This window comes from Serratia sp. CY47280 (assembly GCF_052168655.1).
In the GTDB taxonomy this organism is placed as follows: Bacteria; Pseudomonadota; Gammaproteobacteria; order Enterobacterales; family Enterobacteriaceae; genus Serratia; species Serratia bockelmannii.
The window spans coordinates 443,633-457,122 of sequence record NZ_JBJNMG010000003.1 but is presented as its reverse complement, the minus strand read 5'-3'; the positions used below and the strand labels follow the sequence as shown (position 1 = coordinate 457,122).

16 protein-coding genes are annotated in these 13,490 nt (G+C 56.4%); 9 read left to right on the top strand and 7 right to left on the bottom strand.

The genetic code is table 11. From position 1 onward, the window contains the following. The first annotated feature begins 2 nt into the window (after nucleotides 1–2). Nucleotides 3–350, top strand: coding sequence for a gamma-glutamylcyclotransferase family protein (locus tag ACJ8J4_RS16450; protein ID WP_025159589.1), 348 nt, complete (start codon nucleotides 3–5; stop codon nucleotides 348–350). A gap of 53 nt (nucleotides 351–403) precedes the next feature. Here ACJ8J4_RS16450 and ppa read toward each other — a convergent pair whose 3' ends face one another. Then, nucleotides 404–934, bottom strand: a complete 531-nt coding sequence (gene ppa / locus ACJ8J4_RS16445) for an inorganic diphosphatase (protein WP_004933594.1) — start codon at nucleotides 932–934, stop codon at nucleotides 404–406. A gap of 261 nt (nucleotides 935–1,195) precedes the next feature. Here ppa and ACJ8J4_RS16440 point away from each other — a divergent pair, with 261 nt between their 5' ends. After that, on the top strand, nucleotides 1,196–2,749 hold the full coding sequence (locus tag ACJ8J4_RS16440) for a methyl-accepting chemotaxis protein (protein WP_025305040.1): 1,554 nt from the start codon (nucleotides 1,196–1,198) through the stop codon (nucleotides 2,747–2,749). A 45-nt stretch (nucleotides 2,750–2,794) separates the two neighbouring features. On the opposite strand, the gene fbp is transcribed toward ACJ8J4_RS16440, so the two are convergent. After that, entirely contained in the window at nucleotides 2,795–3,799 is a 1,005-nt protein-coding gene (gene fbp / locus ACJ8J4_RS16435; protein WP_004933587.1) for a class 1 fructose-bisphosphatase, read from the bottom strand. A gap of 169 nt (nucleotides 3,800–3,968) precedes the next feature. On the opposite strand from fbp, the gene mpl reads away from it, so the two are divergent. Next, on the top strand, nucleotides 3,969–5,348 hold the full coding sequence (gene mpl, locus ACJ8J4_RS16430) for a UDP-N-acetylmuramate:L-alanyl-gamma-D-glutamyl-meso-diaminopimelate ligase (protein ID WP_197759421.1): 1,380 nt from the start codon (nucleotides 3,969–3,971) through the stop codon (nucleotides 5,346–5,348). 197 nt (nucleotides 5,349–5,545) lie between these two features. Here the strand turns inward: mpl and yhcN (ACJ8J4_RS16425) are convergent, their stop codons facing one another. From yhcN (ACJ8J4_RS16425) to argR, 3 genes are all read right to left on the bottom strand, one after another. Continuing rightward, nucleotides 5,546–5,809 (bottom strand): peroxide/acid stress response protein YhcN, encoded by a 264-nt coding sequence (gene yhcN, locus ACJ8J4_RS16425; protein ID WP_025305042.1) that lies wholly within the window; start codon nucleotides 5,807–5,809, stop codon nucleotides 5,546–5,548. Nucleotides 5,810–5,929: 120 nt separating this feature from the next. Further along, a complete protein-coding gene (gene yhcN, locus ACJ8J4_RS16420) occupies nucleotides 5,930–6,193 on the bottom strand; it encodes a peroxide/acid stress response protein YhcN (RefSeq protein WP_025305043.1) in 264 nt (87 codons plus the stop codon). Between the two features lie 403 nt (nucleotides 6,194–6,596). Then, nucleotides 6,597–7,067: a transcriptional regulator ArgR gene (gene argR / locus ACJ8J4_RS16415; protein WP_016929335.1), complete on the bottom strand. Its 471-nt coding sequence runs from the start codon at nucleotides 7,065–7,067 to the stop codon at nucleotides 6,597–6,599. 464 nt (nucleotides 7,068–7,531) lie between these two features. On the opposite strand from argR, the gene mdh reads away from it, so the two are divergent. Beyond that, nucleotides 7,532–8,470, top strand: a complete 939-nt coding sequence (mdh, locus tag ACJ8J4_RS16410) for a malate dehydrogenase (protein ID WP_004933569.1) — start codon at nucleotides 7,532–7,534, stop codon at nucleotides 8,468–8,470. A 67-nt stretch (nucleotides 8,471–8,537) separates the two neighbouring features. On the opposite strand, the gene ACJ8J4_RS16405 is transcribed toward mdh, so the two are convergent. Beyond that, nucleotides 8,538–8,798 carry a helix-turn-helix domain-containing protein gene (locus ACJ8J4_RS16405; protein ID WP_004933567.1) on the bottom strand — a complete coding sequence of 87 codons (261 nt, stop codon included), beginning with the start codon at nucleotides 8,796–8,798 and terminating at the stop codon, nucleotides 8,538–8,540. 180 nt (nucleotides 8,799–8,978) lie between these two features. On the opposite strand from ACJ8J4_RS16405, the gene ACJ8J4_RS16400 reads away from it, so the two are divergent. After that, a complete protein-coding gene (locus ACJ8J4_RS16400) occupies nucleotides 8,979–9,335 on the top strand; it encodes a DNA-binding protein (RefSeq protein ID WP_025305044.1) in 357 nt (118 codons plus the stop codon). A 50-nt stretch (nucleotides 9,336–9,385) separates the two neighbouring features. On the opposite strand, the gene ispB is transcribed toward ACJ8J4_RS16400, so the two are convergent. Then, nucleotides 9,386–10,357: an octaprenyl diphosphate synthase gene (ispB, locus tag ACJ8J4_RS16395; RefSeq protein WP_025305045.1), complete on the bottom strand. Its 972-nt coding sequence runs from the start codon at nucleotides 10,355–10,357 to the stop codon at nucleotides 9,386–9,388. A gap of 270 nt (nucleotides 10,358–10,627) precedes the next feature. Here ispB and rplU point away from each other — a divergent pair, with 270 nt between their 5' ends. The 4 genes from rplU (at nucleotide 10,628) to cgtA (ending at nucleotide 13,480) form a co-directional block, all read left to right on the top strand. Next, the gene (rplU, locus tag ACJ8J4_RS16390; protein ID WP_004933561.1) at nucleotides 10,628–10,939 is read left to right on the top strand and encodes a 50S ribosomal protein L21; all 312 of its coding nucleotides are present in this window, start codon (nucleotides 10,628–10,630) and stop codon (nucleotides 10,937–10,939) included. Between the two features lie 17 nt (nucleotides 10,940–10,956). Next, nucleotides 10,957–11,214, top strand: coding sequence for a 50S ribosomal protein L27 (gene rpmA / locus ACJ8J4_RS16385; RefSeq protein WP_004933559.1), 258 nt, complete (start codon nucleotides 10,957–10,959; stop codon nucleotides 11,212–11,214). A 105-nt stretch (nucleotides 11,215–11,319) separates the two neighbouring features. Then, a complete protein-coding gene (locus ACJ8J4_RS16380) occupies nucleotides 11,320–12,291 on the top strand; it encodes a DMT family transporter (protein WP_043139276.1) in 972 nt (323 codons plus the stop codon). Nucleotides 12,292–12,307: 16 nt separating this feature from the next. Next, nucleotides 12,308–13,480 carry an Obg family GTPase CgtA gene (cgtA, locus tag ACJ8J4_RS16375; protein ID WP_025305047.1) on the top strand — a complete coding sequence of 391 codons (1,173 nt, stop codon included), beginning with the start codon at nucleotides 12,308–12,310 and terminating at the stop codon, nucleotides 13,478–13,480. Nucleotides 13,481–13,490: the final 10 nt, after the last annotated feature.

Below are 13,490 nucleotides of genomic sequence, written 5' to 3'. Positions count from 1 at the left end.
CGATGCGAATAATTGTCTACGGCAGTTTACGGCGCAAACAGGGAAACAGCCATTGGATGACCAACGCCCAATGGCTCGGCGAGCACGAGCTCGAAGGCTATCAGATTTATAATCTGGGCCATTACCCGGCGGCGATCCCTGGAGAGGGCACGATACATTGCGAGGTGTATCGTATTAACTCATCGATTCTGGCAGAGCTGGACGAACTGAAAAGCAACACCAAGGACTATAAGCGCGAGCTGATTCAGACGCCTTATGGGAGTGCGTGGATCTACCTGTACAAACACAGCGTGGACGGTTACCCGCGGATTACCAGCGGTGACTGGCTGAAGCGTCTCGAAGAACAGTAAGAAAAAAAACACCGCTCAATGAGCGGTGTTTTTTCATCGGACGGCGGCTGGAATTACTTCTTGGCAGCGCGTTCGAAGGAGGCGATGATTTCCGCTTTAGCCGCGGCAGCGTCTGCCCAGCCTTCCACTTTCACCCATTTGCCTTTTTCCAGATCTTTGTAGTGCTCGAAGAAGTGAGCGATCTGGGCTTTCAGCAGTTCCGGCAGGTCGTTCACGTCTTTCACGTGATCGTACTCTTTGGTCAGCTTGCTGTGTGGTACCGCAACCAGCTTGGCGTCTTCACCGGCTTCGTCGGTCATCTTCAGTACGCCAACCGGACGGCAGCGGATCACGGAGCCCGGCTGCAGCGGGTATGGGGTTGGGACCAGCACGTCAACCGGGTCACCGTCCAGAGACAGGGTGTGGTTGATGTAGCCGTAGTTGCACGGGTAGAACATCGCGGTGGACATGAAACGGTCAACGAACAGCGCGCCGGTTTCTTTGTCGATTTCGTATTTGATTGGATCGGCGTTGGCCGGGATTTCGATTACTACGTAGATGTCTTCCGGCAGGTCTTTGCCAGCAGGGACCAGATTCAAGCTCATGTCGGTTTCCTTTAATCATCAAACCAGAAATGGAGTGGCGGCTATTATAGCGGACTCTTTTGCGATTTCCTGCCCTTTTCATCGTCGAAAACCCAGTGTGCCGGCGCAGGGATAATTTCCAGATTAATCCCGCCGCGGCATGAAGTTTTGCCTTCGCCTGCCGATAACTTCAACAAACAATAATGAGCTAGCAAAGCTGGCTCCGCGTTTTGCCACCCCTACTACGTCTGATCTCACAATTTCTGAAGCCGGGAAGAACTCATGCTAAAAAAGATTACGGTGAAGGCTGGGCTGATCGCCCTGCTGAGCCTAATGACCATGTTGCTGATCATGGTCAGCGTTATTGGCGTCAACGCGATTAACGAAGGATCGCGATCGATCCATACCTTGAACCAGATCCTCGGTGAAGAGCTGGGCTCGCTGGCCAACAGCTCCAACCTGACGCTGCGCGCCCGAACCGCCGCTTCGTTGGCGGTGCGCCAACGGGAGATCGGCCAGATCGATGTGTCCGACGCCACCGTGGGCCGCATCTACGGTTACCTCGATCAGTCAAACAAGGAAATGGCGCGCTTTGTCGGCGTCGGCACCGTGACCGATCGCGGCCGCGAACTCTCCAATCGTCTGCAAAACAGCTATCGCGCCTACCTCGAGCAGGGCGTGAAGCCGATGGCTGCCGCCATCAAGGCCGGCAAAATCGATGAGTATTACCATATTCAGGAGACCCGCATCTCTGCGCTGAGCATCGCGTTTGAAAAGGATCTCAGCGATTTCCGCAGCTTTGCCATGAAGCTCGGCGAAAAGCAGGTGTATGACGCGGAAAACAACGCCAGCACCAAGATCTCGTTGATCGTGGTGGCGGGCCTGCTCAGCGTGCTGCTGGCGGTGCTGGCCTGGTTCGCGCTGCGCGTGATCATTTTGCGCCCGTTGGACGAGTCCATCGCGCAGTTGGAACACATCGCCGGCGGCGATCTGACCCATGAGATCCGCGGCGAGGGCGATACTGAGATGGGCCGCCTGGTGCGGGCGATGCAGCGTATGCAGCAGGCGTTGGCCAGTTCGGTCAGCAAAGTGCGCGATGCCAGCAGCCAGATCGACACCGGTTCACGCGAACTGGCGGCCGGTAACCTGCATCTGGCGCAGCGTACCGAAGAGTCGGCCGCTTCGCTGGAAGAGACCGCCGCCAGCATGGAACAGCTGACTTCGACGGTGAAAATGAACGCCGAGAACTGCGAGCAGGCCAACCAACTGGCGCTGAGCGTGTCCGATATCGCCAACCAGGGCAGTGACGTGGTCAGCCAGGTGATGAGCAAGATGCAGGCGATCACCGACAGTTCGCGCCGCATCGCCGACATCATCAGCGTGATGGACGGCATCGCCTTCCAGACCAATATCCTGGCGCTGAACGCGGCGGTGGAAGCGGCGCGTGCCGGCGAGCAAGGCCGCGGTTTCGCGGTGGTGGCCGGTGAAGTGCGCAGTCTGGCGCAGCGTAGCGCCCAGTCGGCGAAAGAGATTAAAGGGCTGATTGAAGCGTCGCAGAACCGGGTGCAGGAAGGCGAACAGATGGTGGAGTCGGCCGCGCAGACCATGAGCGGCATCACCGGTGAAGTGGGCCGGGTGACGGCGTTGATGCGTGAGATCTCGGCGGCGACGCGCGAACAAAGCAGCGGTATCGAACAGGTAAACCTGGCGGTGGCGCAGATGGATCAGGTGGCGCAGCAGAATGCGGCGCTGGTTGAAGAGTCGGCGGCGGCAACGCGCTCGCTGGAAGATCAGGCTCAGCTGCTGGCGCAGAGCATGGCGGCGTTCAAGCTGTAAGGCGATAAGGGTTCGGCGCGGTGCCGAACCCTTGCCAGAAACGCGTTACTCGTCCGGGTTTTCGGCGATGAAGCGTTCTGCGTCTTCTACCATCGACTTGGTGCCGACGAAGAATGGCGCGCGCTGGTGCAGTTTCACCGGCGTGATGTCCAGAATGCGGTTTTTGCCGTCGCTGGCTTTACCGCCGGCCTGTTCGGCCAGGAACGCCATCGGGTTGCATTCGTACAGCAGGCGCAGCTTGCCTTGCGGATGGCTGGCGGTGCTTGGGTAGATGTAGATGCCGCCTTTCAGCAGGTTGCGGTGGAAGTCCGCCACCAGAGAACCGATGTAGCGCGAGGTGTAAGGGCGCTGCGTCGCTTCATCCTGCTCTTGGCAGTACTTGATGTATTTCTTCACGCCGAGAGGGAACTTGATGTAGTTGCCTTCGTTGATGGAATACATGTTGCCGCTCGCCGGGAAGCGTACTTTCTCGTGGGAGAGGCAGAACACGCCCAGAGACGGGTCGTAAGTAAAGGCGTGGACACCGTAACCAGTGGTGTACACCAGCATGGTGGACGAACCGTAAACCACATAACCCGCTGCGACCTGGGCGCTGCCCGGCTGCAGGAAGTCCTCTTCGGTCACCGGCGTGCCGACCGGCGTGATGCGACGGTAGATAGAGAAAATCGTACCGACCGAGACGTTGACATCGATGTTGGACGAACCGTCCAACGGATCCATCAATACGACATACTTGGCATTTTCAGCACGCTCGCCGTCGAATATCACGATTTCATCTTCTTCTTCGGAAGCGATACCCGCAACTTCACCACGCGCTTTCAACGCCGCTTTCAGTTTTTCGTTCGCGTACAGGTCCAGTTTCATCTGAACTTCGCCCTGTACGTTGGACACCCCGCTGGTCCCCAGAATATCAACCAGGCCAGCCTTGTTGATGTCGCGGTGGATGATTTTGGCGCCCAGTTTAATGGCAGAAAGTAACGCGGTCAGCTCGCCGGTGGCGTGCGAGAAGTCGTGCTGTTTCTCGACGATAAATTCGCCTAACGTTTTCATGACACAATCCCTGAATCTACGGATGGATAGCGGCCTGTTAACAAACCGCCAACGTTTTCGCGAGCAGTGTAGCCCAAAGATGCGCGCCATTCATAGGCAAATCCATTTCTTCTGGACGATTCTGAGCGTTAGAATATGCCGACATTCGATGCACTCACATGAGAAACCTATGCGCATTCACATTCTTGGGATCTGTGGCACCTTTATGGGCGGGCTGGCGATGCTGGCGCGTTCACTGGGGCATGACGTCACCGGTTCGGACGCCAACGTCTATCCGCCGATGAGCACGCTGCTGGAGAACCAGGGGATCGATCTTATTCAGGGTTATGATCCAGCCCAGTTGGATCCGGCGCCGGATCTGGTGATCATCGGCAACGCCATGACGCGCGGCAACCCGTGCGTGGAGGCGGTGCTGGAGCGTGGCATCCCTTACGTTTCCGGCCCGCAGTGGCTGCACGACGCCGTGTTGCGCGATCGCTGGGTACTGGCGGTCGCCGGCACCCACGGTAAAACCACCACCGCCGGCATGGCGACCTGGATCCTCGAAGCCTGCGGCTACCAGCCGGGCTTCGTCATCGGCGGCGTGCCGGGCAACTTCGACGTCTCGGCGCGCCTCGGCGGCAGCCCGTTCTTCGTGATCGAGGCCGACGAGTATGACTGCGCGTTCTTCGACAAGCGCTCCAAGTTCGTGCACTACAGCCCGCGCACGCTGATCATGAACAACCTGGAGTTCGACCACGCCGATATCTTCGACGATCTGAAAGCCATCCAGAAACAGTTCCACCACTTGGTGCGCCTGGTGCCGGGCAAAGGCAAGATCATCCTGCCGGACAACGACAGCCACCTGAAGCAGGTGATGGCGATGGGCTGCTGGAGCGAACAGGAGCTGGTGGGCGAAGAGGGTACCTGGCGTGCGCAGAAGCTGACGCCGGACGCCAGTCATTACGCGGTGTTCCTCGACGGCGAGCAGGTTGGCGAAGTGAACTGGGCGCTGGTGGGCGAGCACAACATGCATAACGGCCTGATGGCCATCGCCGCGACTCGCCACGTTGGCGTGCAGCCGGAGGACGCCTGCCGCGCGTTGGGCGATTTCATCAACGCCCGCCGCCGCCTGGAGCTGCGTGGCGAAGCCAACGGCGTCACGGTTTACGACGACTTCGCGCACCACCCGACCGCGATCCTGGCCACCCTAGCCGCATTGCGCGGCAAGGTCGGCGGCACGGCGCGCATTCTGGCGGTGCTGGAACCGCGATCCAACACCATGAAAATGGGCATCAGCAAAAACGATCTGGCGCCTTCGCTCGGCCGCGCCGACGAAGTGTTCCTGTTCCAGCCGCATCACATTCCATGGCAGGTAGCGGAAGTGGCTGATGCCTGTGTGCAGCCGGCGCACTGGAGCGCGGATCTCGACACGCTGGTGGACATGGTGGTGAAAACCGCACAGCCGGGCGACCACATTCTGGTGATGAGCAACGGCGGTTTTGGCGGCATTCACGATCGCCTGCTGGACGCGCTGGCGAAAAAGCAGGAACCGAAGGTGACCTACTGATTGTTCAGTAGCATAAGCCACTCTAAGGGCCGCATTTGCGGCCTTTTTTACGCCCATAAAAAAGCCCTCGCGAGCGAGGGCAACGGGGTTCGTCGGATAGGACGACGAGAGGGTCTCTGGGAAATCGGCGTTTGCGTCAGAACTCGGCAGTGGCAGTGACGAGGGTAATCAGCTCTGCAAAGCCGTTCCCAGAGTTGTTATTTGTAAATCTCGGCGGTGGCGTGGTAGTTGCCTTCGTTACGCGCTTCGATCACGCGGTAGGCGGTCGCGCCTTTAGCGTCGGCTTTCTCCGACAGCGCCTGGCGAATGTCGGTCGGTGCGCCGTCGATACCGCTGACGGTAATGGTGCCGATAGATTGCAGATTGGCGGTCTGATCGTTAGTCACCAACTGGGCGGCAGATGCGCCGAAGGAGATGACGGACAGCAGACCGAGTGCAGCAAGCGTAGTTTTCATGTTCATGATAGCGATCCTTGGTCATAACAGCCTGGAAGGGCTTGGCAGCGATTTTTATTCTTGAAGGCCGTTATGACAGCGTTTGATTCCAGAGATGTATTGCCCGTTGCCGGGTAATGTCGTTACTTATTTGTAGATTTCAGCGGTCGCGTGGAAGTTGCCGTCGTTGCGCGCTTCGATCACGCGGTAAGCGGTCGCCCCTTTGGCGTCAGCTTTGTCAGACAGTGCCTGGCGAATGTCGGAAGGCGCAGCGGCGACGCCACTCACGGTGATCACACCGGCGGGTTGCAGTTGTGCGGCCTGGGTTGCATCAACAGATTGTGCTGCGAATGCACCAAATGAAAGCATGGACAGAACGCTCAGGGTTGCAACGGTAGCTTTAATTTTCATCATCTCACCTCATCGTATTCTTTTATCAGTTCCAACGAACTGTGATTCAGTTCACGAAAATGAGTATACAGCTAGTAACGCGAAAAATTAATAGTTCGCTAACAGTTGCTAGTGAAACTTTAACCTTATGATCCTTATTTTTTATAACTGCAAGGAATAAAAAACGCTCATAAAACGATCTTTTGATGTTAAATTTATGTAATTTCAATAAGGTAAGTGCTTTTAACCAAAAGTGCGGAAGATCACAGTGGGTACTGCTGGTTACATGGCGATGTCATGGAAATGTGTTGCTGCGGGATAAAAAAGCAGTGTTAAACGCGGTTAAAGGCCGGGGAGGTAACGCGAGGGTTAAAGAAGCGCTAACAAAATGCGGAAGGTAGCCGCACTTTGTTAGCGCCAGGTTTCACAGCTCTTGCTCAAACACGCCCAGGATCGCTTCATGCAGCTTCTGAGCGGTAAAGCCGCTGGACGGGGTGACGAAAATGGTATCGTCGCCGGCAATCGTGCCGAGGATGCCCTGGGATTTACCCAGTGAGTCGAGCAGGCGGGCGATCAGCTGCGCGGCGCCCGGGCTGGTATGGATCACCACGACGGCGTCGTTATGGTCGACGTCCAGCACCAGATTCTTCAACGGGCTGGTGGTGGTCGGCACGCCGAGTTCGGCAGGAAGGCAATACACCATTTCCATTTTGGCATTGCGCGTACGTACCGCGCCGAACTTGGTCAGCATGCGCGATACTTTGGATTGGTTAATGTTTTCGAAGCCTTCTTCTTGCAGCGCCAAAACGATCTCGCCTTGAGAACTGAATTTTTCTTCTTTCAATAACGCTTTGAACGTCTTGATCAGATCTTCCTGTTTTGCGGGATTACGCATTTTGCACCGTGGAATGTTGATAGTGGAAGTCATGATTATGCATATAGATGAATTTTTATGCAACAAAGGCCGCCCCAAAGAAAATAAAAAAGACCGGGCGGCGAGGAAAGGGCGGCATTTTAACAAAATCCGGCCGCGATGAATATGCCCTTTTGACGACGGAAAATCGGCCTACGGTGGTAAATAAAATGTTATTAAAATGATGTTGTTCTGATGTTGCGTAAGGGTGTAATGTAACGGCCGGTTAACTTGCTCGTGAATAACCTCGCACTATTTTTGATTAGTGTGCGCTATGCCCTTCATGCGCAAGCGATTTAATCTAAAATGGGCACGACAGCGGCCGTTTTATTACACCTGCAGGCAAGAATTGGCTAATTTATTGTTTTAAAAGGTGTAATGACTCAAGGTCCGTAACCAACACATTCACGGCGCTTTATATATTTAAGATAATAAAGGAGTATAGGATGAAAGTTGCAGTTCTCGGTGCTGCTGGCGGTATCGGCCAGGCCCTCGCCCTTCTACTCAAAACCCAGCTTCCTTCAGGTTCTGAACTCTCTCTCTACGACATTGCCCCCGTTACCCCAGGCGTTGCCGTCGACTTAAGCCACATCCCAACCGCAGTTAAAATTAAAGGCTTCAGCGGCGAAGACGCGACCCCGGCTCTGCACGGTGCGGACGTGGTGCTGATTTCCGCCGGCGTGGCCCGTAAGCCAGGCATGGATCGCTCTGATCTGTTCAACGTTAACGCCGGCATCGTGCGTAACCTGATTGAGCAAGTGGCGAAAACCTGCCCGAAAGCCTGCATCGGCATCATCACCAACCCGGTTAACACCACGGTCGCCATCGCGGCGGAAGTGCTGAAAAAAGCCGGCGTTTACGACAAGAACAAACTGTTCGGCGTGACTTCGCTGGATATCATCCGTTCCAACACCTTCGTGGCCGAGCTGAAAGGCAAGCAGCCGGAAGAGCTGAACGTGCCGGTTATCGGCGGCCACTCTGGCGTGACCATTCTGCCTCTGCTGTCGCAGATCCCTGGTGTGAGCTTCACCGATCAGGAAGTGGCGGATCTGACCAAACGCATTCAGAACGCCGGTACCGAAGTGGTAGAAGCCAAAGCCGGCGGCGGGTCTGCAACGCTGTCCATGGGCCAGGCGGCCGCACGTTTCGGTCTGTCTCTGGTGCGTGCGCTGCAGGGCGAAAAAGGCGTTGTGGAATGCGCTTACGTTGAAGGCGACGGCAAATACGCTCGCTTCTTCGCGCAGCCGCTGGTGCTGGGCAAGAACGGCGTTGAAGAGCGTAAAGATATCGGCACCCTGAGCGCCTTCGAGCAGAAAGCGCTGAACGAGATGCTGGACGTGCTGCACAAAGATATCGAACTGGGCGAGAAGTTCATCAATAACTGATCGATACCGAGAGTCAGCCGATAAACGCCGCCGGACGCTGTTCCGGCGGTTTTTTTTTGTTCCGCGTTCACGACTTGATGCGTGCTTTGCGATCCAGCAGGCAATCGCTGTGCGGATCGTAATAACGGCTTGGCCAGATCTCCGATGGGTGAATGCCTATCGCTTCGGCGATCAGCCATTCCCCCTTCGGCCACGGGCGCGACAGCGCATTGGCCAGCGTCGATGAGCTCAATCCGGCCTTGCGCGATACCGCCGCCAGCGTGGTGCCCTGCTTGCGTAGCGCCGCGATGATATCTGCCGGGTGCCAATCTGGGTTCCTTGAATTCATGTTTACATTCCTTTTCTGATTAGCCAAAGTTGCGTTAGTGGTATAACTAACGAGTCAAAGTTAAGCGTTTGAACAACGTGAAACGTTTATTCGGAAACCAGAATACCATTAAATTTCCTAAAAAATACCCAGGTAATTTCCAAAAATGACGTTGCCCACTATTGCCCAGAGATGATGGCCATGAAAAACGAGTGGTTTGCCGCCAAGGAACTGACAGGCATCGCAGGATTACCCTCCTCACCACAGGGAATCAATTTGATGGCCCGGCGCGAAGGCTGGATCAGCCGCAGGCGTAAAGGCGTGCAGGGAAAAGCGTTGGAATACCATATCGATAGCCTGCCTTCAGGTGTGCGTAACCTGCTGGTGCTGAAGGAAGACGGGGCGGCCTATGACGTAGAACGCCAGGATCCGTTGGCGGTCTGGATCGAGTATTACTACCATTTGACGGAGAGCGAGCGCGAGAAAATGGTGGCTTTCCTGATGCGGGAAGGGATTGGCGGCCTGCTGGCGCGTATCGACGAAGAGAGCAATACCTAAGCAGGCCCGCGTACGCGGGCCTGATGAGTGTATTGCGAAATCACGATTTCTTAAAAATCGCGTTGCACCGCTAAATGGGCCAGGCCTTCCAGCGCCGTGCGGTGCTCCGATGCCGGCAACACCTGCAGCGCGGCGATCGCCTTGTCGGCCTCTTCCTCGGCGCGTTGGCGGGTGTATTCCAGCGAACCGCATTGCTGCATCGCCTGCAGTACCGGCTCCAACAAATGACGGCCGTTGCCTTGCTCAATTGCGCCACGGATCATGTCACGCTGGGCGTCGTCGCCGTTGTGCATCGCGTGCAGCAGCGGCAGGGTCGGCTTCCCTTCGTTCAGATCGTCGCCGGTGTTTTTGCCCAGGGTGCTGCCGTCGGCGCTGTAGTCGAGCAGATCGTCGATCAGCTGGAAAGCGGTGCCGAGGTAGCGGCCATAATCTTGCAGCGCCTTCTCTTGTTCGGCGCTGGCGCCGGACAGGATCGCCGACGATTGCGCCGCCGCCTCAAACAGACGGGCGGTTTTGCTGTAGATCACCCGCATATAGCTTTCTTCGCTGATGTCGGGATCGTGCACATTCATCAACTGCAGCACTTCGCCTTCGGCGATGACGTTGACCGCCTCCGACATCAGCGCCAGCACGCGCAGGGATTCTAGGCTGGTCATCATCTGGAAGGCGCGGGTATAGATAAAGTCGCCGACCAGCACGCTGGCGGCGTTGCCGAACGCCGCGTTGGCGGTGGCTTTGCCGCGGCGCATGTCCGATTCGTCGACGACGTCGTCATGCAGCAGCGTGGCGGTATGAATGAATTCGATCAGGGCGGCGACGGTGACGTGCTTGTTGCCTTCATAGCCCAACGCCCGCGCCGCCAGGACGGCGATCATCGGCCGGATGCGCTTACCGCCACCGCTGATAATGTAATAGCCAAGCTGATTGATGAGCGTGACATCGGAATTCAGCTGTTCGAGAATTGTTGCGTTCACGGCCGCCATATCTTGCGCGGTTAACTCGGTAATTTGCTCTAGGTTCATTGTGTTTTTTTCAGCTGTGTTTCTCTTCACCGCGTTGAGATCGCTGCTCACATCGGTACATGGCGGTAACTGTCCCTATGATTGTACTTGAAAAACGGTTCAGATAAACGCCACGAAAGAAACTGCGCTTTTTTTCTTCTTTTTTCTTGTTCTGGTCTTATTCTGCTCTTGTCATACGCTGCTTTTTTGCGTAGAATTCGCGCCCTATTGTGAATATTTATAGCGCGCTCTGAACTAACACAGTCGGGCACGCGGAAAGCGGAGTTTTATATGTACGCGGTTTTCCAAAGTGGTGGTAAACAACACCGAGTAAGCGAAGGTCAGACCGTTCGCTTGGAAAAGCTGGACATCGCAACTGGTGAAGCGGTTGAGTTTGACCAGATTCTGATGATCGCTAATGGCGAAGATATCAAAATCGGCGTTCCTTTCGTCGATGGCGGCAAGATCAAAGCTGAAGTTGTTGCTCACGGTCGTGGCGAGAAAATTAAAATTGTTAAGTTTCGTCGTCGTAAACACCACCGTAAGCAGCAGGGCCACCGTCAGTGGTTCACTGACGTTAAAATCACCGGCATCAGCGCTTAAGTTAGGAGAGCGGATTAATGGCACACAAAAAGGCTGGCGGCTCGACTCGTAACGGTCGCGATTCAGAAGCTAAACGTCTGGGCGTAAAACGCTTTGGCGGCGAAGCAGTACTGGCAGGCAGCATCATCGTTCGTCAGCGCGGCACCAAATTCCACGCTGGTACCAACGTGGGTTGCGGCAAAGACCACACTCTGTTTGCTTTGAAAGACGGTAAAGTCAAATTCGAAGTTAAAGGCCCGAGCAATCGTAAATTCATCAGCATCGAAGCTGAATAATTTTTCGAGCCTTACGAAATAGATGTAAGCCCCGCAATTCGTTGCGGGGCTTTTTACATTTATGGGTTGCCTGAGGGCAGGCCCGTCAGCGTTGGCGAAGGTGATATGGATACGAAGCAGCAGGTCGGCGTTGGCATTTCTCTGGCGTTAACCACGGCGGTTTGCTGGGGCGCGTTGCCGATCGCGATGAAAGAAGTGTTGGTCGTGATGGAGCCGTTTACCGTTGTCTGGTATCGCTTTACCATGGCCGCCATCGGTTTGGGCGTGATCCTCGCGGTACGCGGCAAGCTGCCGCGGCTGACGATGTTCCGCCAGCCGCGTTGGCTGCTGCTGTTGGCGATCGCGACGGCGGGGCTGCTGGGCAACTTTGTGTTCTTCAGCTCCTCGTTGCAATACCTGAGCCCGACGGCGTCGCAGGTGATTGGCCAGCTGTCGCCGGTGGGCATGATGTTCGCCAGCGTGCTGATTTTAAAAGAACGTATGCGCATCACCCAGGTTATTGGCGCCCTGATGCTGATTTGCGGACTGATGCTGTTTTTCAACGTCAGTTTGATAGAGATCTTCACCCGGCTGACGGACTACACGCTGGGCGTTATGCTGGGCGTGTGCGCGGCGATGGTTTGGGTGAGCTACGGCGTGGCGCAGAAGGTGTTGCTGCGCCGACTGGCTTCGCCGCAGATCCTGGTTATGTTGTACACTTTATGTGCGATAGCGTTGTTCCCTCTGGCCAAACCCGAGGTGATTTTCCAGCTGAGCGGCTGGCAATTGGCGTGTCTGCTATTTTGTGGCGCCAACACGCTGATCGGTTACGGCGCGTTGGCAGAGGCGATGGCACGCTGGCAGGCGGCGCAGGTGAGCGCGTTGGTGACGCTGACCCCGCTGTTTACCCTGCTGTTTTCAGATTTATTGGCGCTGGCCTGGCCCCAGGCATTCGCTGCGCCGACGCTGAACATCGTCGGCTATGTGGGTGCGTTTGTGGTTGTGGCGGGCGCCATGTTTTCCGCAATTGGTCACCGGTGGTGGCCGCGACGGGCAGAACCCCCCCTGGTTGCTCCTTTGAAGCAGCCCGGTGAATGATTTACGGAGACGGTAAATGAAGTTTGTAGATGAAGCAGCGATTCTGGTCGTTGCAGGCGACGGCGGCAACGGGTGCGTCAGCTTCCGCCGCGAAAAATATATCCCGAACGGTGGGCCTGACGGCGGTGACGGCGGTGACGGCGGCGACGTTTACCTGCTGGCGGATGAGAACCTCAACACCCTGATCGACTACCGCTTTGAGAAGTCTTTCCGCGCCGAGCGCGGCCAGAATGGCCAGAGCCGCGACTGTACCGGCAAACGCGGTAAAGACGTCATCATCAAGGTGCCGGTCGGCACGCGCGTGAAGGATCAGGGCACCGGCGAGATCCTCGGCGACATGACGCGTCACGAGCAGAAGCTGATGGTCGCCAAAGGCGGCTGGCACGGTCTGGGCAACACCCGTTTCAAATCTTCGGTCAACCGCGCGCCGCGTCAGAAGACGCTGGGTACCGCGGGCGAAGCGCGTGACCTGTTGCTGGAGCTGTTGCTGCTGGCCGATGTGGGCATGCTGGGGCTGCCGAACGCCGGTAAATCGACCTTCATCCGCGCGGTGTCTGCTGCCAAACCTAAGGTGGCCGATTATCCGTTCACCACGCTGGTACCGAGCCTGGGCGTGGTGCGTATGGACCACGAGCAGAGCTTTGTGGTTGCCGACATTCCGGGGTTGATCGAGGGGGCCTCCGAAGGGGCGGGCCTGGGGATTCGCTTCCTGAAACACCTGGAGCGTTGCCGCGTGCTGTTGCACCTGGTGGACATCGCGCCGATCGACGAAACCGATCCGGTGGAAAACGCCAAAGTGATCATCAACGAGTTGAACCAATACAGCGAAAATCTGGCGCAGAAGCCACGCTGGCTGGTGTTCAACAAAATTGATGTGATTGGTGAGGAAGAAGCTGCCGAACGCGCCAAAGCGATTGTGGAAGGCATGGGTTGGGAAGGGAAGTACTACATGATCTCCGCCGCCAACCGCGAAGGCGTCAACGCGCTGTGCTGGGACGTGATGAACTTCATCAACACTCAGCCGAAAGCGATGGCGATCGAAGAAAGCGCGCCGGAAAAAGTCGAATTCATGTGGGATGACTACCACCGCGAGCAAATCGCGGAGGTGGAAGCCGAAGCGGAAGATGACTGGGATGACGACTGGGACGAAGACGACGACGAAGGCGTCGAAATCATTTACCAGAAGTAATTCGGTGATA

Excerpts from the sequence above, each read along its gene's own strand:
- ACJ8J4_RS16400 (WP_025305044.1), top strand. The coding sequence starts at position 8,979 with ATGAAAAACGAGTGGTTTGCCGCCAAGGAACTGACAGGCATCGCAGGA.
- rplU (WP_004933561.1), top strand. The coding sequence starts at position 10,628 with ATGTACGCGGTTTTCCAAAGTGGTGGTAAACAACACCGAGTAAGCGAA.
- argR (WP_016929335.1), bottom strand. The coding sequence starts at position 7,067 with ATGCGTAATCCCGCAAAACAGGAAGATCTGATCAAGACGTTCAAAGCG.
- ACJ8J4_RS16405 (WP_004933567.1), bottom strand. The coding sequence starts at position 8,798 with ATGAATTCAAGGAACCCAGATTGGCACCCGGCAGATATCATCGCGGCG.
- ppa (WP_004933594.1), bottom strand. The coding sequence starts at position 934 with ATGAGCTTGAATCTGGTCCCTGCTGGCAAAGACCTGCCGGAAGACATC.
- cgtA (WP_025305047.1), top strand. The coding sequence starts at position 12,308 with ATGAAGTTTGTAGATGAAGCAGCGATTCTGGTCGTTGCAGGCGACGGC.
- mdh (WP_004933569.1), top strand. The coding sequence starts at position 7,532 with ATGAAAGTTGCAGTTCTCGGTGCTGCTGGCGGTATCGGCCAGGCCCTC.
- ACJ8J4_RS16380 (WP_043139276.1), top strand. The coding sequence starts at position 11,320 with ATGGATACGAAGCAGCAGGTCGGCGTTGGCATTTCTCTGGCGTTAACC.
- rpmA (WP_004933559.1), top strand. The coding sequence starts at position 10,957 with ATGGCACACAAAAAGGCTGGCGGCTCGACTCGTAACGGTCGCGATTCA.
- ACJ8J4_RS16440 (WP_025305040.1), top strand. The coding sequence starts at position 1,196 with ATGCTAAAAAAGATTACGGTGAAGGCTGGGCTGATCGCCCTGCTGAGC.
- ACJ8J4_RS16450 (WP_025159589.1), top strand. The coding sequence starts at position 3 with ATGCGAATAATTGTCTACGGCAGTTTACGGCGCAAACAGGGAAACAGC.
- mpl (WP_197759421.1), top strand. The coding sequence starts at position 3,969 with ATGCGCATTCACATTCTTGGGATCTGTGGCACCTTTATGGGCGGGCTG.
- yhcN (WP_025305043.1), bottom strand. The coding sequence starts at position 6,193 with ATGAAAATTAAAGCTACCGTTGCAACCCTGAGCGTTCTGTCCATGCTT.
- ispB (WP_025305045.1), bottom strand. The coding sequence starts at position 10,357 with ATGAACCTAGAGCAAATTACCGAGTTAACCGCGCAAGATATGGCGGCC.
- yhcN (WP_025305042.1), bottom strand. The coding sequence starts at position 5,809 with ATGAACATGAAAACTACGCTTGCTGCACTCGGTCTGCTGTCCGTCATC.
- fbp (WP_004933587.1), bottom strand. The coding sequence starts at position 3,799 with ATGAAAACGTTAGGCGAATTTATCGTCGAGAAACAGCACGACTTCTCG.